We start from the raw sequence: 20,298 nt of genomic DNA on the forward strand, positions 1-20,298 counted from the left end.
TATGTCCAAAGAGAAAATAGGGAAACTACTCGCGCCCCTCGTGGTGATGGGGATTATGTTTATGATCCCAGTCCCCGATGGCATGCCGCCGCAGGCTTGGCATTACTTTGCCGTGTTTGTCGCCATGATCGTCGGCATGATCCTCGAACCCATCCCGGCAACCGCTATCAGCTTCATCGCCGTGACCATCGTGGTCCTCGGCAATCAGTTCTTGCTGTTCAACCCCAGCGAATTGGCCGATCCTGCCTTTAACGCCAGTAAACAAGCGTTGAAATGGGGGCTAGCTGGCTTCTCTAGCACCACCGTGTGGTTGGTGTTCGGCGCCTTCATTTTTGCCTTGGGATATGAGGTCAGCGGCCTGGGGCGGCGTATCGCGCTGTTACTGGTCAAATTCATGGGTAAGCGAACGCTCACTCTTGGTTACGCCATCGTCATCATTGACATCTTGTTAGCCCCTTTTACACCGTCCAATACCGCGCGTACCGGTGGCACCGTCTTCCCGGTGATCAAAAACCTGCCGCCGCTGTTCGACTCTCACCCCAACGATCCCTCCTCACGTCGCATCGGTAGCTACCTGATGTGGATGATGGTGATCAGTACCAGCATCAGCTCCTCCATGTTCGTGACCGGGGCTGCGCCGAACGTGCTGGGTATCGAATTCGTGAACAAGATCGCCGGCATCCAGATCTCCTGGACTCAGTGGTTCTTAGGCTTCCTACCGGTCGGTTTGCTGCTGCTGGTGGTGGCACCGTGGCTCTCCTACGTGCTGTATAAACCGACCGTTACCCACAGTGAACAGGTCGCGACCTGGGCCGGCGGCGCGCTGAAAGAGATGGGGGCCTTGACCCGTCGCGAAATCACGCTGATCTGCCTGGTGCTGTTGAGCCTGGCGCTATGGGTCTTCGGTGGGAAATTCATCAACGCCACCGCCGTGGCGTTGCTCGCCGTCGCCCTGATGCTGGCGTTGCACGTGGTGCCTTGGAAAGACGTCACCAAGTACAGCGGCGCCTGGAACACCTTGGTCAACTTGTCTACCTTGGTGGTGATGGCTAACGGCCTGACCCGTTCCGGCTTCATCGAGTGGTTTGCTAAAACCATGAGTGTTCATCTGGCTGGATTCTCGCCGACCGCGACGGTGATCGCTCTAGTACTGGTGTTCTACTTCGCCCACTATCTCTTCGCCAGCCTGACGGCCCACACCGCAACCATGCTGCCGGTGATCCTGGCGGTCGCTCAGAGCATTCCGGGCGTGCCGATGGATCAACTGTGCCTGTTGTTGGTGCTGTCCATTGGTCTGATGGGCTGTTTGACGCCATACGCGACGGGCCCGGGGATCATCATCTACGGCTGTGGCTACGTGAAGTCGAAAGACTACTGGCGTCTGGGGGCTATCTTTGGGGTGATTTACATTACCGCTCTGCTGGCCATCGGTTGGCCGATCATGGCGCTGTGGAACTGAGGCGCTAGCACACACCCTCACAAGTTAACGCATCGAACCCCCTGCCCAGCGCAGGGGGTTATTTTTTTATCGGGCTCGACCATCAAGATCCGTAATGGCTCCACAAAATGCTGCCCCAAGCGAACAACGCCAACCATAAGGCGATAAACACCGCCGCCGATCCCATATCCTTGGCTCGACCAGACAGTTCGTGACGCTCGCTGCCGATACGGTCGACTACCGCCTCGATGGCGCTGTTGACAATCTCCAGGATCAGCACCAATGTCACACTGCCGATCAATAGGAAACGTTCCACCACCGAGACGTCGAGCCAAGCCGCCAGCAATACTGCCGCCAGCAATAACAGACTCTCCTGACGGAAGGCCGCCTCATGACGCCAGGCTGCCTGTAGCCCTTTTACCGAGTAACCAGCCGCCTTGATGATACGAGTAAAACCTGTAGTACTATTCATAAAGGATCCATAACAGTAAGCGTTGCCGGGCATTTTAGCTGCTTCCCGTGATCCCGGCACCACAGATCTCAGGGCCGCTTTCTGGTATCCTTGCCGCGCATTGCTAACAAGAGGCTGATACTTTTATGTCCGGATGGCGTAAAATATATTACAAGCTGTTGAATTTACCGCTTAAATTACTGGTTAAGAGCAAGGTCATTCCCACCGATCCGATCGCCGAGTTGCGTCTGGATACCACTCGGCCAGTGTTCTATGTCTTGCCCTATAATTCCAAGGCTGACCTACTGACCTTGCGTGATCGTTGTCTGGCGCTCGACCTGCCCGATCCGCTGGACGACAATGAGATCGACGGCGCCATCCTGCCGCGTTACGTCTTCGTTGATGACGGCCCGCGCGTTTTCCGCTACTACGCCCCGAAACAGGCCTCGGTCAAGCTGTTCCTCGATTACCTGGATCTGCATCGTAATAACCCATCGCTGGACATCCAGATGGTGCCAGTCTCAGTGATGTTTGGCCGCGCACCGGGCCGCGAAGATCACAAGGGCGCTCCGCAGCTACGTCTGCTCAATGGCATTCAAAAATTCTTCGCCGTACTGTGGCTGGGACGCGACAGCTTTGTGCGCTTCTCCAATACCGTCTCCCTGCGCTATATGGCCGATGAGCACGGCACCGACAAGACCATCGCCCAGAAGCTGGCGCGTGTGGCGCGTATGCACTTCTCCCGTCTACGCCTGGCCGCCGTCGGCCCGCGTCTGCCCGATCGCCAAGCGTTGTTTAACAAGCTACTCGCCTCCAAGGCTATCGAGAAAGCCGTCGAAGACGAAGCGCGCAGCAAGAAAATCTCTCGGGAAAAAGCCCAGCAGAATGCTGTGGCACTGATGGAAGAGATCGCCGCCAACTTTACTTATGAAGCGGTTCGTCTCTCCGATCGTGTACTGAGCTGGACCTGGAACCGCCTGTATCAGGGGATCAACGTCCATAACGCCGAACGCGTCCGCCAGTTGGCACAAGATGGTCATGAGATCGTCTACGTCCCCTGCCATCGCAGTCACATGGACTATCTGCTACTTTCTTACGTACTCTACCATCAAGGACTCGTGCCGCCGCATATCGCTGCTGGCATCAACCTCAACTTCTGGCCGGCGGGGCCGATCTTCCGCCGCCTCGGCGCTTTCTTCATCCGGCGGACCTTCAAGGGCAATAAGCTCTACTCCACGGTATTCCGCGAGTACCTCGGCGAGCTGTTCAGCCGTGGCTACTCCGTCGAATACTTTATGGAAGGTGGGCGCTCACGTACCGGTCGTCTGCTAGAGCCGAAGACCGGCACCCTGGCGATGACGCTGCAAGCCATGCTGCGCGGCGGTAAACGCCCGATCACGCTGGTACCGGTCTACATCGGCTACGAGCACGTGATGGAGGTCGCCACCTATGCCAAAGAGTTACGCGGCGCGACCAAAGAGAAGGAGAGTCTGCCGCAGATGGTGCGCGGGTTGCGTAAGCTACGCAACCTGGGCCAGGGTTATGTCAACTTCGGGGAGCCTATCTCGCTCAACGTCTGGCTGAATCACCACGTGCCGGAGTGGCGCGAGGCGATCGACCCGATCGAGGCGCAGCGCCCACATTGGCTCACCCCCAGCGTCAACAGCATCGCTACGGAAGTGATGGTCAACATCAACAAGGCGGCGGCGGCAAACGCCATGAACCTGTGCGCCACGGCGCTGCTCGCCTCACGCCAACGGGCGTTAACCCGCGAGCAACTGTTGGAACAGTTGGAATGCTACCTGCAACTGTTGCAGAACGCCCCCTATGCCCCCGATGCGACACTGCCAGCACACGATGCCCAGGCGTTGTTGGATCACGCCCTGCAAATGAATAAGTTCGAGGTCGAGCAGGATAACATCGGCGATCTGATCATTCTGCCGCGTGAACAGGCGGTATTGATGACCTATTACCGCAACAACATCCAGCATATGCTGGTGCTACCGTCGCTGGTCGCTAGCATGGTGATCCACCATCGCCAGATCTCACACGCCGAGCTACTGCGCCAAGTGGCGGTGATCTACCCGATGTTGAAGCAAGAGCTATTTATGCATTATGCGCCGCAGGCGCTGCCGCAGGTGCTGCGCCCGATCATCGATGAGCTGTGCCGCCAACAGTTAATCTGCCTTCAGGATGACATGCTGAGCATCAACCCGGCACGCATCCGTACTCTCCAGCTACTTTCGGCCGGGGTACGCGAGACGTTACAGCGCTATGCCATCACCTTCTCCCTGCTAAGCGCCAATCCCAGCATCAGCCGTGGTGCCCTAGAGAAGGAAAGCCGCATCCTGGCCCAACGACTCTCAGTGCTGCACGGCATCAATGCACCGGAGTTCTTTGACAAGGCGGTGTTCGCCACCCTGGTGGCGACGCTACGCGCCGAAGGCTATATCAACGATGTCGGCGACGCAGTACGCGAACAGACACGGGAGATCTACAATCTGTTGGCGGCGCTGTTAACCCCCGAAATCCGCCTGACCATCGAAAGCGTCAGCCTCGCTGCACTGGAGGAGAGCGACGGCAACCAGGACGCCAACAGCTAACCTCTCTCGACACGCTCGGCCTCGCCGGGCGTGTACTTTCTCTCCTCTGGACCTAACCGAATAACTGACTGGCCTGTAACACGGTGATCCAACATCCCCAGAGTAATGGCAACCCAACCGCTACCCAGGCAAGCACCACCCAGGGATGGCTGCGCCTATCCGCCGCCCAACACAGTTGGGCATGGGGATCGATCTTATACAACGAGCGCGCCTGTGCCAGTTGAGCCTCACTCATGGCATGACGCCGATCGACTGGGCGGATCAGCAGATTACAGATCAAACCGGCCAGTAACAGCCCTGCCAGAATATACAACGTCACCGAATAGGCTTGAGCCCGAGCGACACCGTGCGCCAACTGATATTCACGCAAGTAATTAACCAATACCGGACCGATAATGCCGGCGGCAGACCAAGCGGTTAACAGGCGACCATGGATCGCGCCGACCATCTGAGTGCCGAACAGATCGGCCAGATAGGCGGGTACCGTGGCGAAGCCGCCACCATACATCGAGATGATTAAACAGAAAGCCAGCACGAACAAGGCGACGCTACCGAGCGCCCCCAGTGACGGCAAAGCGCTGTATAACAGTGCGCCAAGGGCGAAAAACAACAGGAAGGTCGACTTACGCCCGATGCGATCGGAGAGCGCCGCCCAGAAGAAACGCCCACCGATATTAAACAGGCTTAACAGGCCGGTGAAACCGGCGGCGATAGCGGCCACTTGGGCTAACTGACCCGCCGACAGCTCGGCGAAACGCTGTTCCGTACCAAGCAGACGTCCCGCGAAGACCTCCTGCAACAGCGGTGAGGCCATGCCGATGATCCCGATTCCGGCGGAGACATTGAGGCACAATACCGCCCATACTAACCAGAATTGTGGCGTCCGCCAGGCCACACTGACATGCACCTCACAGGAGTGGGACGCCATGCGCCCCTTGCCGCTCGTCACAGCGGGAGCCTGCCCAACCGGATGCCAACCGATCGGCGGAATACGGTACGCCAACGCCCCACACAGCATGAAGACCAGGTAGATCAGCGCCAAGGTCAGAAAGGTCTGCCATACACCCTGACCGCCCGAGGCGGCATAAACGCCCATTAGAGTATTGGCTAAGGGAGCGCCGACCATCGCACCGCCGCCAAAGCCCATGATCGCCAGTCCCGTCGCCATGCCACGTCGATCGGGGAACCAGCGGATCAAGGTCGATACCGGCGAGATGTAGCCCAGCCCCAAACCGATGCCACCGATGACGCCGGAGCCCAGCCAGATCAGCCACAACTGATGCAGATACACGCCCAACGCAGACAGCAGCAGGCCGCCACACCAACACGCGGTTGCCACCAGCCCCACCTTACGCGGACCAGCCTTCTCCAGCCAACTCCCCCACAATGCCGCCGAACAGCCGAGGAAAATAAAGAAGAGAGTATAGGTCCATCCCAGCATGGAGATGCGCCAGTCGCACTGGGTGGTAAATAGCTCGCGCCAGGCAGGCATCTGCGCTGGGCAGGTCAACGGCTGCGCACCACCCAATACCCGCGATAGCGGCAACCAAAAGACAGAAAAGCCATAGGCCATACCGATACACAGATGGATGGCCAAGGCTGCTGGAGGAACCAACCAGCGGTTAAACCCCGGCCGGGCGATGATACGCGCCTTGCTGAGGAAGCCGGGACGATGCGCCGGCACGGCCCCATCCACCAACGTCGTCGCTAAGGCATTCTCGACACTCATGATGCATCTCCTGTTCTGAATCGTGCGCCAACGCACTGCGAGATAGAGTCAACAGAGTTAGCAGGAGGCGTACCATTACTGTTCAAAAATCGTTCAACAGCGGATGAAGGTATCGCTTTGTGACAAGTAACAAAGAAAGATGAAATGTTAAATTACAGTTTCATCACTGTCTCGCACGGCTACGCGGCAAACGCGCGCAAAAGCTATCAATGTGGGTCAACGCACGGGAAATAATGATAATCGAGAAGCGATTATGAGAATCACGGCGGGCCGTAGCCCGCCGCGCGAGGATCACAGCGCTAGCCAAATCGCCAGAAACAGGATCAGTCCGACATAGTTGTTGCTCATGAAGGCCTGAAAACAAGCGGGACGGGCGCGCTGCACGATCAAGCGCTGCTGGTAGACGAACATCCCGCCCACCAGCAACAGCCCCCAATAATAGGGCGCGCCAAGCTGATTCAAACTGCCCACCAACGACAGTAGTAGTAGGGTCATCAACTGAAGCAGACCGACGATCAGACGATCATAACGACCGAACAGGATCGCCGTCGACTTGATGCCGATACGCAGATCGTCGTCACGATCCACCATCGCATATTGGGTATCGTAAGCCACGGTCCAGCAGATATTGGCGGCGAAAAGTAGCCAGCAACTCAATGGCAAGCTCTCGCTCACGGCGGCATAGGCCATCGGTATCGACCAGCCGAAAGCCATCCCCAGAACGACTTGCGGCAGATGAGTAAAGCGCTTCATGAAGGGGTAGATCCAAGCCAGCGTCAATGCCGCTACCGACAGCCAAATCGTCAAGGCATTCAACGTCAACACCAAGGCGAACGACAGCGCCACCAGCAAGACAAAGAGCGTTTTAGCCTCACGCTCGGAGAGCGCCCCGCTGGGCAGCGGTCGCTGGCAGGTACGTTTCACATGACCATCAAAGTTGCGATCGGCAAAGTCATTAATGACGCAACCCGCGGCGCGCATAAAGAAGACACCACTGGTGAAGACGAATAATAACTTCCCGCCAGGAAGCCCTCCCCCCGCCAGCCATAGTGCCCAGTAGGTCGGCCACAAGAGCAACAGCGACCCTATCGGCTTATCGATTCGCATCAGACGGCAATACGCCAACCACTTGCCTTGGGTCATGAGTCCCTCCACACCTTACTCCCTCCGCTCATGGATATTATCGGTCATATATGGGGGCATCCGCTAAAAAAAGCTCCGTCAATAACAACAGTTGGCCGGAAACACGCAGACGACTACAACGCGCCCACAGCGTCCCCTGATGACCGACCAGGATCGCCTCGCGTTGTAAGGGGATACCGCTGAACAGGTAGCGTCCCAATGGTGTATTCCCCAACCGGCGCAGCGCCTGCCCCTCCCCCGTCAGCGTCTGCGCGGGTATCAAGGTGCGGCCGAACAGCCACGCCACCCCATCGCCGCACAACTGAACTTCACGCAACCAGTAACCATCGCCCTCCGGCAATTGCGCGCGCTCATGGCCTCTCAGTTGCGTAGCCGTCACCCATGCTTCGCGCAGTACCCTCACCTCAAGCCGCATGCAATGTTGCTCTAAACGGCGGGTCATCGATCCCGGCTCAGCCAACCAGCTATGATATTCGGGGGGCAACGCGACCTGATCCAGCGGTTGCCAGCGCGTCACCCGCAATGGCTCCAATTGTTCCGCCATGCCGTACATCTCATCCTCACGCCCTACACTCCAAGGCGGCATCCAGTCAGCCAAGAATTGCGCATCAGTGTACCCCAGATTAGGCAGATGAGGCAGCGTTGCCGCAATCTATGCCCCTGCGTCGCCCCGCCTCCGGAGAAAAGAACGCCCCCGCGGATCCCGGTGACGGGATGAGCGCGTGAGTATAGCAACGATGGCGCAGCCCAGACGGATCAGACACGGCGCATAATAGCGTGAAACTAGGGCGAGACGGGCGTGCGCAGGCAGCCTGCGCTAAACAGCGTTAAACCTGGCGCAAGACGAGGGGGAGCGCGTCCATTACCTAACGATAACCGCGAGGGAGCAGCACGCCCCCTGTTACCCTGTTCTGGTGCTGGCGGCTCAATACGCAGCCCCTATGGCCCGCACGCAAATAAGAAATGACAGACGCGACAGCGACGCCGCATGATTGACTGGCTACCTGCGGCATAAAAAAAGGTGCGCGCAGGCGCACCAGTCATCCAGCCACATCCGTAACGTAGTGTGGTAGGAGGGCAGCCCTCCCACCGGTTAACCCTTGCCTTTTACGCTGCGGATAAAGGTTTCTCGGGCCGTGGTCGATCCGAGACGCTCCGCTTCATTCATCAAGCGTAACGCCTTGTCGATATTGCCCTGACGCACCGCGCTACGAATGCTCCGGTCGAAGTAGGCCGCGGTCTCCGCCAACATCGGTTCACTCGGCGCGGCTACGCTGGTCTGGGTATTCCCTGGAACGCCGTTCGCCCACGGCTGGCCGCCGACCACCACATCGGCCGGGGCGTCGCCACTCGGCAACAAGGCGCCGATCATCACATTGCCGCTTTGCCGTTCGACACGGGCCTGAATGTTCAACACCCCTTGCGCCGCATGGCTAGCATAGGGATCGGGAATATCCGGCACCGCATTGCCAACACCGGCCGCATAGGCCTTAGCTGGATTGATCATCTGCGTCTTCGTCGTGAGATCCTGGCGTGTGGTGTAGATCAATAAGTAGATCTGCTGCTGCCCCAACACCGGCGTCAGCTTCATCGTGCCCTCCAAGCGGTCACCGCTCATCACACCGGGCTGACGGTAGGAAAAATAGCTGCCCGGATAGTAAGCCGCCGGGCGTAGATGCTGGTCGAGCACCAACACATTGGGCACATAGAGCTGCTTATTATGCAGACGGCTGCTCAGCGTGATTTCTAACGAACCACGGTTCGCCGGTAAGGCCAAGGCCGCAACCGCGCCCTGGATCTCACCCTGATTGAGGGTTTGACTCTGTGGCCCCAAGGTGATCGTGGTATCTGTCGGCGGGGTCAACGGCTGCCAATGCAGCGCTTGCAACGTGGTGTGACTTAATTCGGGAGCGGCGGCGACATCCGTCGGTTGCAGGGTGTCGGCCAGCGTCGGCAGGCTGACGCACAGCGCACAGGCCAACAGCACGCCGCGAGTGATGCGGTTTACGGTATTTTTCATCGTTATTATCCCTCTGTCATACGCAGAACGTACTTACGCGCCGGCCGGTATCAGGCAAGCGATACCGGCCGGGCAATCTGAGCGGCGTACCAGACGCCGCATCAGCCTCTTACCACCAAGCTTCCATCTGGGCACCGAAGGACCAGCCCGGTACGCCTACCCCACGGTTATCCCCCGGTTGGGTGTTGACCTGAATCCCTTGCTCATCAGTTTTCCAGTCATTCTTACCGTTGGCATAGGTGGCGAAGAGACGGATCGCCGGACGGGACCAGACGCTATCGCCCGCCTGCCACTGCTGCGCCAGTGTCAACTTATACAGCTCGTTACGCGCGCCGGTTTTCTGCGACTTCACATTGTCATAGCCCGCTTCGAACAGGGTGCTCATGATCGGCGTCCACTTGTACATCGGACGCACACCGGCGGTGTACCAGGTCGACCCATTCTGCACATCGTGATCGACGTTCTGATACATGGCGACATACATCAGGCCCCATTTGTCGTTGAAGTCCATTGCGCCATGGTTGAGCACGCGGATCATATGGCCATTGTCATTCACACTGGAGCCGCTGGAGTGGCCGCTGTTACTGGCGGTCATCGAGTCGGTGGCGTACTGCACCACGAACTTGTTGAACCCCCCCCACAGTGATTGGGTATGTTCGGCGGTGAACATATAACCGTCTTTGCTGGCGCCCGGTGCCAGGTAATAGCCGTCATCAACGTTAGCGCGACCGTAATCGAAGCCTAACTCCAGTGAACCGCCCGGGTTGGTCTGTAGGCCAGCCAAACGGATATCGTAAACATCGTTAGCGGTATCCTGAACCTTTCTCTTATTACTCTGATCCAAGAAGTAGGAGTAAGAGCCACCGGACTCGGTATTACGGGTTACCGCCAAGGACAGTTTACCGAAGCCGAGATCGATGTTTTCCAGACCGGCACCCGGACCGGAGATATCCCAGTAGTAGAAGTCGATCATGTGGACGTCGTGACGCTGGTAGTAACGCTTACCGGCCCATAGGGTGGAACCGGGCAGCCAACTGATCACGTTCTTACCTTGTACGTTAATCTCACGAAACGCCGGATTGGTACTTTCCCAGTCATTCGCCTGATCGATACCGTAGGCGACGTTGCTATCCAGGTAGAAACTCTGATCGCCGCTCTTCCACAACTCTTGGCCCAGTTTCAGCTCGGCATAGGTATCGCACTCGTTACCCAAACGGTATTTAGAGCCAGCACCCGCTGCTTGAAAACACTTCTGATCTCCACCCTTGGAGCTCCAACCGATACCGGAACGGGCATACCCGTGGAAGTCGACCGCCATCGCTTGCGACGACAGGACGACGCTGGCCACGGCCAATGCCAGCGGCAGTTTGCGCATATTCATCATTGTTCTCCTGTTTAAGGGATGCCTCACGGCGTTTTATTACTTTTCAATGCGTTATCACGGGGTTTGCACTAAGCGTCTCTCTCCTTCTTCGCGCCCCCACCCTCCGCCCCTTGCCATGGCGGAACTCGGTCATTAGACCCCCGGCTCCTGGTACAAGCGCCGACAGGCGCTACCATCCTCACGGAACAGATGACAACGCTCCGCTGGCAGACCAATGGCTAGCGTGGCGCCCTCATCGACCAAGGCCACGTCGTTCTGGCGATACACCAGGTTTTGCCGCAACGCCGGGATCTGAATGTGGATCTGGGTTTCATTACCTAACTGTTCGACGACTTGCACCTCTCCGGAGAGCGTCACTTCGGCTTGCTCGCTCGGTACCAGATGCTCGGGACGGATCCCCAACGACAGATTGCTACCAGGGCGCAGCCCTTCACCTTCCACCGGTAGCCAGATAAGCTGGCGGTTGGGCAGTTCAACCCGAACCTGCGCCATCTGCGCCTCGTTGACCTTGACGGGCAAGAAGTTCATCTTGGGGGAGCCGATAAAACCGGCGACAAAGCGGTCGGCGGGGTAGTGATATAGCTCAAGGGGGCGGCCGACCTGTGCGATACGACCTGCGTCCAAGACCACGATCTTGTCGGCCAAGGTCATCGCCTCGACCTGATCGTGAGTGACATAAATCATGGTGCGTTTCAGGCGCTTATGCAGGCGAGAGATTTCGATGCGCATTTGTACACGCAACGCGGCATCCAAGTTGGAGAGCGGCTCATCCAGCAGAAAGACGTCCGGCTCTGCCACCAGGGTCCGTCCAATCGCCACACGCTGGCGCTGACCGCCTGAGAGCGCCTTGGGACGCCGATCCAACAAGTGGGCCAGTTGCAGGATCTCGGCCACCTGATTCACTCGTTGTTGGATCACCGTCTTGCTGACACCCGCCAGCTTGAGGCCGAAAGACATGTTGTCGGCTACCGACAGGTGGGGATAGAGGGCGTAAGATTGGAATACCATGCCGATACCGCGCTTCGCCGGCGCTACATCATTCATGCGGACGCCGCCAATATGCAGATCGCCAGAAGTAATATCCTCCAGACCGGCGATCATACGCAGCAGCGTCGACTTACCGCAGCCCGAGGGCCCGACGAACACCACAAACTCACCATCGTCAATATCCAGGTTGATATCCCGGGAGATCACGGCCTCACCGTACGCCTTATACACATTACGCAGTGATACGTTCGCCATGCGCCGCTCCTGTCCGTTACAAAGTGGTGGCTACAGCGCGCCTCGCAAAGGGAGAGGCGGAAAGAGAAACACACTGCGCCTTATTGAATGCTGTCGATGGTGCGTGAAAAACGTCCATGCGGGGATCATCCATCCGCGTTTTTTTGCTGGTGGAGGGGGTAGGAGGATAGCGGCTGGCGCGGTACGGCGTGCAATGCGCTTCTGGTGACGGAATCGTGATCCTGGCTGCAAAATCGCGCCAGAGATTTTGCGCTATCCCCCACATATAACCAATTTGTGTTAAGCAGATCACAAGAAAGGCCGACAGGGCGTAGAGCGGGGGAGGATGAGAATTCGCGGATGCTCGCTGACTATGACAGCACATCGGAGCTCCCGCTTCCCGGTCATAGGCCGACACGAGGCTACAGCCCCATGAACGCAGCGTACGATGTGGCTCCGCCGCTTAGCGGCCCGCGCTCGTCATTTCCCCGACAGGACTACAAGGACTGCACTATGACAAAGAAATCCACGCTAAAAACCATCGCGCTCGGCGCCCTGGCCACGCTGCTCGTTTCCGGGCCGGCGTTAGCCAAGATCGAAGAGGGTAAGCTGGTCATCTGGATCAACGGTGACAAGGGCTACAACGGGCTGGCCGAGGTGGGTAAGAAATTCGAACAGGATACCGGTATCAAGGTAACGGTCGAGCACCCCGATAAGTTAGAAGAGAAATTCCCGCAAGTCGCCGCCACCGGTGACGGCCCAGACATCATCTTCTGGGCACACGACCGTTTCGGCGGTTACGCGCAGTCCGGCCTGTTGGCTGAAATCCATCCCTCCAAGGCGTTCCAAGATAAGCTCTATCCCTTCACCTGGGACGCGGTACGCTATAATGGCAAACTGATTGCCTACCCGATCGCCGTCGAAGCCTTGTCGCTGATCTATAACAAGGATATCTTGCCGAATCCGCCGAAGAGCTGGGAAGCGATCCCGGCGCTGGATAAGAAGCTACGCGCCGAAGGCAAGAGCGCCATCATGTGGAACCTGCAAGAGCCTTACTTCACCTGGCCGCTGATCGCCGCGGATGGGGGCTATGCCTTTAAATACACCAACGGCCATTACGACATCCAGAATGTCGGCGTCGATAACGCGGGCTCCCGCGCCGGCCTCCAGTTCCTGGTCGATCTGGTGAAGAACAAGCACATTAACGCCGATACCGACTACTCCATCGCCGAAGCCGCCTTTAACAAAGGACAGACCGCGATGACCATCAACGGGCCGTGGGCCTGGTCCAACATCGAGAAGAGCGGTATCAACTATGGCGTCACCCTACTGCCAACCTTTAAAGGCCACCCCTCAAAACCCTTCGTCGGCGTGCTAAGCGCCGGGATCAATGCGGCCAGCCCGAACAAAGAGTTGGCGACGGAGTTCATCGAAAACTACTTGCTGACCGACAGTGGCCTGGCGATGGTCAATAAAGACAAACCGCTGGGCGCCGTAGCGCTGAAGTCTTATCAGCAGGTGCTGGAGAAAGACCCGCGCATTGCGGCCACCATGCAGAACGCCCAGAAAGGTGAAATCATGCCAAACATCCCGCAGATGAGCGCTTTCTGGTACGCCGAACGGGCAGCGATCATCAATGCGATCAATGGTCGCCAAAGCGTCGCTCAGGCCCTGGAAAGCGCCAAGGAGCGTATCACCAAAAAGTAAACCGTGGCTGACCCGCCGCCCGCGCGCCTGTCCCCCGCAGGCCGCGACGGCGGGATCATCCCCATCGCATTAACCGCTGCCAAAAGCGCCCTTTCGGCGCGCCGTCTCCGGTGTGGCAAGTAGAATGAGGGCGTGCCCATGTCACTATCCCAAACTGAATATCCCGCCGCCGAACCCCGTCGGCTCTGCCTACGTAATGGGTTAAAATGGCTGGCGGTCGGCATACTCACGCTAGTAACCGGCTACCTGACCGTGGTTATGTATTCCCAAGGGGAATACCTATTCGCCATGCTGACCCTGATCCTGTTGGGAAGCGGGCTATATATCTTCGCCAATCGCCGCACCTATGCCTGGCGTTATGTCTATCCGGGAATGGCCGGGATGGGGCTATTCGTCCTGTTTCCCTTGATTTGCACCATCGCGATTGCGTTTACCAACTACAGTAGCACCAACCAGCTTAGCCAAGAACGCGCCCAATCCGTCCTGTTGCAACGCATGTTCACCAGCGGGCAAGTCTACGCCTTTCACCTCTATCCTGACGGTGCCAACTGGCGCCTGTTGCTGAATGATGCACAAAGTGGTCAACACTACCTTTCCGCACCTTTCAACTTGGCCCAAGATGATCAACATATCGCTATGACGGCGGTCGATCAGATACCGCAAGGTCAAGCGGCGACGCTACGTGTCGTCACCCAGCACCGCCAGTCGCTGAATTCCCTGGTCGCCCTGTTGCCCGATGGCGCTCAGTTGCGTATGAGCTCGCTACGCCAGTTCGCCGCCAGCCGGCCACTCTACACCCTCGGCGAGGATGGCCAGAGTCTGACGGATAACCAAAGTGGCATCACCTATCGCCCCAACCTCGAGAGCGGCTTCTATCAGGCAGTCAATGCCGAAGGTGACTGGCGCAGTGAGCGCCTTAGTCCGGGCTTCACCGTCTCGACGGGGTGGAAAAACTTCCTACGGGTGGTCAACGATGAGGGTATCCGCCAGCCTTTCATCAGCATCTTTATCTGGACAATCATCTTCTCCGTGTTGACGGTAGTGTTCACCGTCGCCGTTGGTATGGTGCTGGCCTGTGTGGTGCAGTGGGAGTCGCTGCGTGGACGCGCATTCTACCGCGTACTGCTGATCCTCCCCTATGCGGTACCGGCGTTTATCTCGATCCTGATCTTCAAGGGGCTGTTCAACCAAAGCTTCGGTGAGATCAACATGATGCTCAGCCAGTTGTTCGGCATCCGCCCGGCCTGGTTCAGCGATCCGCTCACCGCCAAGTGCATGATCCTGATCGTCAACACCTGGCTGGGCTACCCCTACATGATGATCCTGTGCATGGGACTGCTCAAGGCGATCCCGGAAGATCTGTATGAGGCCTCGGCGATGGATGGCGCGGGCCCACTGCAAAACTTCTTCCGCATCACCTTACCGATGCTTATCAAGCCGCTGACACCGTTGATGATCGCTAGCTTCGCCTTTAACTTTAACAACTTCGTTCTGATTCAGTTGTTAACCAATGGCGGCCCGGACATGCTCGGCACCTCAACACCGGCCGGTTATACCGACTTGCTGGTCAGCTACACCTACCGTATCGCCTTCGAAGGCGGCGGTGGACAAGACTTTGGCTTAGCGGCCGCCATCGCTACCCTGATTTTCCTGTTAGTCGGCGCGTTGGCTATCCTCAACCTGAAAGCCAGTAAAATGAATTTTGACTAAGGAGGCGTCTGACTATGGCCATGGTTCAACCCCAATCCCTGCGCTATCGCCTGTGGCTGACTCATCTGCTGATGATCCTGTTCATCGCGTTGATCATGTTCCCGCTGCTGATGGTCATCGCCATTTCACTGCGTCCCGGCAACTTCGCGACGGGCAGTCTGATCCCAGACACCATCTCCTGGGAGCACTGGAAATTGGCGCTGGGCATCAGCGTGACCGGGCCGGACGGTAGTGTGACACCGCCCCCCTTTCCGGTACTGTTGTGGCTATGGAACTCGATCAAGGTCGCGGTCAGCACCGCCATCGGCATCCTGGCCCTCTCGACCACCTGCGCCTACGCCTTTGCCCGCATGAAGTTCCGCGGTAAGTCCTCACTCCTGAAAGGAATGTTGATTTTCCAGATGTTCCCGGCGGTACTGTCGTTGGTGGCGCTGTATGCCCTGTTCGATCGCATCGGCCAGTATGTGCCGTTCCTCGGCTTGAATACCTTAGGTGGGGTGATCTTCGCCTACATGGGAGGTATTGCGCTGCATGTCTGGACCATTAAAGGCTACTTTGAAACCATCGACGGTTCACTGGAAGAGGCGGCGGCATTGGACGGCGCGACGCCGTGGCAGGCATTCCGTCTGGTGCTATTGCCGCTCTCAGTGCCGATCTTGGCGGTGGTGTTCATTCTCTCCTTTATCGCCGCCATTACCGAAGTGCCGGTCGCCTCGCTACTGCTGCGCGACGTCAACACTTACACGCTCGCGGTCGGCATGCAACAGTACCTCAATCCACAAAACTATCTCTGGGGCGATTTCGCCGCGGCAGCCGTCCTCTCGGCCCTGCCGATCACCGCCGTCTTCTTGCTGGCACAACGCTGGCTGGTGGGCGGACTGACCGCCGGAGGTGTGAAAGGTTAAGCGTTACCCTTAAAAAAGCAGTAACCTGTGTGCGTAACTGGCGGCCTACGGGCCGCCCTTTTTTTACCTTATTCGCGCTTCAGCCGATCGGTATTGGCCAAATACAGGGCAATCACCAAGACCAGAATGGCAAAAGCGTAGATCAACGTATCATTCGGGCTCTCATGATCGACGATGATCAGGCGAATGATGGCCGTGATACCGATGTAGATAAAGTAGCGTAGGGGAAAATGGTAGCCCGATTGAAAATACTTCACGATCAGAGCAATAAATTCGAAGTAGAGGAAATAAATAACAATCCCTTCCACCAGCATGTAGGTCGAAGCGTTCTGATTAGCATCGAACAAGACACCCGCCAGGGTGACGGTCTCCTTGCCCAAAAAGATCACCAGAATCGCCGCCAACGCCATCAAGCCGATATTCAGGATCCCTTGTAACACCATGGCCACCCGGTTGGCGCGTTCAGTTGCCGGCATAAGTTAACTCCTTGCTTGCAAAAGCCTATAGCGTGAGCTAGTTAACAATATTGCCGTTTGGCCGTCTATCCCCTGACGACAAAAAAAGTGCGCTCCGGGGGGACGCCGCCGCCGATGTCCGTCATACAGAAACTTGGCGCACCGGATAACAGGGTTGATAATGATGAGAAGCCACATGGCATAACAAAGACCGGCGCAGTGCGGCGGAACATAACCGTTCGACAGGGATACCCATACAATGCATATACTCCGACACTACTCGTTCACCCTCTGCCTGCTGCTCGGCATCCTCATCGGCGGGCTGGCCGGTGTCCTATTCGGCGAGCGAGCGACCCTGGTGCAACCCATCGGCGAGTTATTCCTGAATCTGATGTTCGTGGTGATCGTACCGCTGGTGTTCCTCAGTATCGCCGCCTCCATCGCCGAGATGCGTCAAATGTCACGCCTGGGCAAGATTATGGGCACCGTTTTCTCGGTATTCATCGCCACCGCCCTGTTGGCTGCGCTGATCGGTTTCACCGGTACCCATCTGTTTAATCCCTTCCATAATGTGGACACTCAGGCGTTGATCGCCCATCTACCGGCGGCGCCGCAGGTGCAGAGCAAAGGGATAGGCGAGGTGATCGTCTCGACCTTTACCGTTCCTGACTTCCTCCAACTGTTTACCAAATCTAATCTGCTGCCGCTGATCGTCTTCGCCATTCTGTTCGGACTCGCGACCGCGCTGAGCGGTGAACCGGGACGCCCGGTCGCCCAATTCCTCAGCGCCGGAACCACCGTGATCTTGAAGATGGTGAAGATCATCATGTACGCCGCGCCACTAGGGTTAGGCTGCTATTTCGCCGCCACCGTCGGAGCGCTAGGGCCGCAGATCATCCATGGCTACCTGAACGCTTTCCTGCTCTACCTGGTGTTGACGGTGATCTACTTCTTCGGGGCCAATACCCTGTATGCCTTCATCGCCGGCGGTCGTCCCGCCATCCGCCTGTTCTGGGGCAACGTGTTTACCCCGGCGATCACCGCTATCGCCACCGCCTCTAGCGCCGCCTGTATTCCGGTCAACCTGGTGGCGAGCAAAAAGATGGGCGTACCGGCTGACATCGCCGAGACGGTGATCCCGCTGGGTGCCAATACCCATAAGGATGGTTCGGTGATCGGCGGCATCATCAAGATCGTCTTCCTGTTTACCCTGTTTGGTCGCGACATGAGCGACCCGATGAGTATTGCGGCGATCATCAGCGTTGCCTTCCTGGTCGGTGCGGTGATGGGGGCGATTCCTAGCGGCGGCATGACCGGTGAACTGATGATCTGCGCCGTGTTCGGCTTTTCACCGGAGTTGGTCGGCACCATCATGATCATCAGTACCATCATCGACATTCCGGCGACCCTACTCAACTCCACCGGTAACACGGTATGCGCCATGCTGGTGACCCGCTTCGTCGAGGGCAAGGCCTGGCTACAACGCCGGTTGGTCACGATCGAGTAAGGCCGACGCTAGACATAAAAAACCCGGACGAGTCCGGGTTTTTCTTTGGCGGCAAAGCGAAGACGGTATTATGCCCGCCAAGCCTTGAAGCGATTGATCAACGCATTGGTCGAGCTGTCATGGCTCTGTACCGGCTGCGTATCATCCAGTTCCGGCAGGATGCGGTTCGCCAACTGCTTACCCAACTCGACGCCCCACTGATCGAAGGAGAAGATGTTGAGAATCGCCCCTTGGGTAAAGATCTTATGTTCGTACAGGGCGATCAACATCCCCAGGCTATACGGGGTGATCTCGCGCAGCAGGATGGAGTTGGTCGGGCGGTTACCTTCGAAGACCTTGAACGGTACGATGTGCTCCACCTGCGCCGCACTCTTACCAGTCTTGGCGAACTCCTCTTCGACCGCTTCGCGCGACTTCCCGAAGGCCAGCGCCTCGGTCTGAGCGAAGAAATTGGACAATAGCTTGCTGTGGTGATCGCCCAACGGGTTATGGCTGATAGCCGGGGCGATAAAATCGCACGGGATCAGCTTAGTCCCCTGGTGGATCAGCTGATAGAAGGCATGTTGGCCGTTGGTACCCGGCTCCCCCCAGATGATCGGGCCGGTCTGGTAGTCCACGACCTGGCCGTTACGATCGACATACTTACCGTTGGACTCCATGTTGCCTTGCTGGAAGTAGGCCGGGAAGCGGTGCATATACTGGTCGTAGGGTAGGATCGCCTCGGTTTCAGCACCGAAGAAGTTGTTGTACCAAATGCCGATCAGCGCCAACAACACCGGCAGGTTATCCTGCAACGGCGCCGTCGCGAAATGGCGATCCATGGCGTGGGCACCACTCAATAGCTGTTCAAAGTTGTCATAGCCAATGCTCAGCGCGATGGACAGCCCGATAGCAGACCACAGGCTGTAACGACCACCGACCCAGTCCCAAAACTCAAACATGTTGGCCGTATCAATACCAAATGCCGCTACCGCCTGATCATTGGTGGAGAGCGCGGCGAAGTGTTTGGCCACATGGCATTCATCGCCGGCCGCCTGGAGGAACCAGTCACGCGCGCTGTGGGCGTTAGTCATGGTCTCCTGGGTGGTGAATGTCTTGGAGGCCACCAGGAACAACGTGGTTTCCGGGTCCAAACGCCGCAGCGTCTCGGCGATGTGAGTGCCGTCCACGTTGGAGACGAAGTGCATGTTTAGGTGGTTTTTATAGGGACGCAACGCTTCGGTCACCATGTAAGGCCCAAGATCGGAACCGCCGATGCCGATGTTCACGACGTCAGTGATTGCCTTACCGCTATACCCTTTCCACTCGCCACCGATTACCCGGGCGCAGAACTGCTTCATCTTGGCCAGCACGGCATTCACCTGCGGCATCACATCTTTACCGTCGACATAGATAGGCGTGTTGCTACGATTACGTAGCGCCACATGCAGCACGGCGCGATCTTCGGTACGGTTGATCTTCTCACCGGCGAACATGGCGGCGATCGCCGCGGAGAGATCAGTTTCACGCGCCAAGGCTTGCAGCTTTTCCAGGGTCTCTGCGGTGATACGGTTCTTGGAATAATCGACCAGCATCTGATCGGCGAAGGTGGCAGAGAACTTAGAGAAACGGTCAGCATCCGCGGCGAACAGATCGCGCATATGCACGGACTTCATCTGTTCGAAATGCTGCTGTAGCGCTTGCCAGGCAGCGGTACGGGTCGGATTGATATTTTTCATAGCGACGCCTTTTACTTGAGTAACGGTCGGTGGTTTCCGAGGCGCAGTGCAGACGCGACAGCCCCTCGCTCATTCCGGATAATCGCCGCTCCCGGGGAACACAGGGATGACGGCATAGGGCACCGGTTCATCTTTTCCTACATGCGTTAAATTGTATCCAATTCGCGCCATGTTGCGACCCCTTTTATGGCGATCAGCCAAAACTCTCAACCCTGATACTGCCTGAGACTGACTCCATTCAGCAAGTTGTGTTTGCCTCGCCAGGAACACAACGCACAATGACGCTAAAGATGACCTTTTCCCCCTA

General features: G+C 57.5%; 15 protein-coding genes. 6 read left to right on the plus strand and 9 right to left on the minus strand.

Annotated features, from left to right (window positions below):
• The first annotated feature begins 1 nt into the window (after position 1).
• Entirely contained in the window at positions 2 to 1,459 is a 1,458-nt protein-coding gene (locus EHO01S_RS14715) for an anion permease (RefSeq protein WP_035370713.1), read from the plus strand.
• 82 nt (positions 1,460 to 1,541) lie between these two features.
• On the opposite strand, the gene EHO01S_RS14720 is transcribed toward EHO01S_RS14715, so the two are convergent.
• Positions 1,542 to 1,910 carry a diacylglycerol kinase gene (locus EHO01S_RS14720; protein WP_024524683.1) on the minus strand — a complete coding sequence of 123 codons (369 nt, stop codon included), beginning with the start codon at positions 1,908 to 1,910 and terminating at the stop codon, positions 1,542 to 1,544.
• Positions 1,911 to 2,035: 125 nt separating this feature from the next.
• On the opposite strand from EHO01S_RS14720, the gene plsB reads away from it, so the two are divergent.
• Positions 2,036 to 4,492, plus strand: a complete 2,457-nt coding sequence (gene plsB, locus EHO01S_RS14725; RefSeq protein WP_024524684.1) for a glycerol-3-phosphate 1-O-acyltransferase PlsB — start codon at positions 2,036 to 2,038, stop codon at positions 4,490 to 4,492.
• 52 nt (positions 4,493 to 4,544) lie between these two features.
• Here the strand turns inward: plsB and EHO01S_RS14730 are convergent, their stop codons facing one another.
• From EHO01S_RS14730 to malK, 6 genes are all read right to left on the minus strand, one after another.
• Positions 4,545 to 6,221 carry an OFA family MFS transporter gene (locus tag EHO01S_RS14730; protein ID WP_024524685.1) on the minus strand — a complete coding sequence of 559 codons (1,677 nt, stop codon included), beginning with the start codon at positions 6,219 to 6,221 and terminating at the stop codon, positions 4,545 to 4,547.
• 291 nt (positions 6,222 to 6,512) lie between these two features.
• The gene (gene ubiA, locus EHO01S_RS14735; protein ID WP_024524686.1) at positions 6,513 to 7,376 is read right to left on the minus strand and encodes a 4-hydroxybenzoate octaprenyltransferase; all 864 of its coding nucleotides are present in this window, start codon (positions 7,374 to 7,376) and stop codon (positions 6,513 to 6,515) included.
• 25 nt (positions 7,377 to 7,401) lie between these two features.
• Positions 7,402 to 7,908 carry a chorismate lyase gene (gene ubiC / locus EHO01S_RS14740; protein WP_024524687.1) on the minus strand — a complete coding sequence of 169 codons (507 nt, stop codon included), beginning with the start codon at positions 7,906 to 7,908 and terminating at the stop codon, positions 7,402 to 7,404.
• 549 nt (positions 7,909 to 8,457) lie between these two features.
• A complete protein-coding gene (malM, locus tag EHO01S_RS14745; RefSeq protein WP_024524688.1) occupies positions 8,458 to 9,384 on the minus strand; it encodes a maltose operon protein MalM in 927 nt (308 codons plus the stop codon).
• 109 nt (positions 9,385 to 9,493) lie between these two features.
• Positions 9,494 to 10,768, minus strand: coding sequence for a maltoporin (locus EHO01S_RS14750; RefSeq protein WP_024524689.1), 1,275 nt, complete (start codon positions 10,766 to 10,768; stop codon positions 9,494 to 9,496).
• Between the two features lie 132 nt (positions 10,769 to 10,900).
• Entirely contained in the window at positions 10,901 to 12,010 is a 1,110-nt protein-coding gene (gene malK, locus EHO01S_RS14755) for a maltose/maltodextrin ABC transporter ATP-binding protein MalK (RefSeq protein WP_024524690.1), read from the minus strand.
• A gap of 492 nt (positions 12,011 to 12,502) precedes the next feature.
• Here malK and malE point away from each other — a divergent pair, with 492 nt between their 5' ends.
• From malE to malG, 3 genes are all read left to right on the plus strand, one after another.
• Entirely contained in the window at positions 12,503 to 13,696 is a 1,194-nt protein-coding gene (gene malE / locus EHO01S_RS14760; RefSeq protein ID WP_024524691.1) for a maltose/maltodextrin ABC transporter substrate-binding protein MalE, read from the plus strand.
• Between the two features lie 138 nt (positions 13,697 to 13,834).
• Positions 13,835 to 15,406, plus strand: coding sequence for a maltose ABC transporter permease MalF (gene malF, locus EHO01S_RS14765; RefSeq protein WP_024524692.1), 1,572 nt, complete (start codon positions 13,835 to 13,837; stop codon positions 15,404 to 15,406).
• A gap of 14 nt (positions 15,407 to 15,420) precedes the next feature.
• Positions 15,421 to 16,311, plus strand: coding sequence for a maltose ABC transporter permease MalG (malG, locus tag EHO01S_RS14770; RefSeq protein ID WP_024524693.1), 891 nt, complete (start codon positions 15,421 to 15,423; stop codon positions 16,309 to 16,311).
• Positions 16,312 to 16,379: 68 nt separating this feature from the next.
• Here the strand turns inward: malG and psiE are convergent, their stop codons facing one another.
• A complete protein-coding gene (psiE, locus tag EHO01S_RS14775; RefSeq protein WP_024524694.1) occupies positions 16,380 to 16,787 on the minus strand; it encodes a phosphate-starvation-inducible protein PsiE in 408 nt (135 codons plus the stop codon).
• A gap of 238 nt (positions 16,788 to 17,025) precedes the next feature.
• On the opposite strand from psiE, the gene EHO01S_RS14780 reads away from it, so the two are divergent.
• On the plus strand, positions 17,026 to 18,273 hold the full coding sequence (locus EHO01S_RS14780) for a dicarboxylate/amino acid:cation symporter (protein ID WP_024524695.1): 1,248 nt from the start codon (positions 17,026 to 17,028) through the stop codon (positions 18,271 to 18,273).
• 68 nt (positions 18,274 to 18,341) lie between these two features.
• On the opposite strand, the gene pgi is transcribed toward EHO01S_RS14780, so the two are convergent.
• Positions 18,342 to 19,991 carry a glucose-6-phosphate isomerase gene (gene pgi, locus EHO01S_RS14785; protein WP_024524696.1) on the minus strand — a complete coding sequence of 550 codons (1,650 nt, stop codon included), beginning with the start codon at positions 19,989 to 19,991 and terminating at the stop codon, positions 18,342 to 18,344.
• Positions 19,992 to 20,298: the final 307 nt, after the last annotated feature.

This window comes from Edwardsiella hoshinae NBRC 105699 = ATCC 33379, from assembly GCF_000474215.1.
Taxonomy (GTDB): Bacteria; Pseudomonadota; Gammaproteobacteria; order Enterobacterales; family Enterobacteriaceae; genus Edwardsiella; species Edwardsiella hoshinae.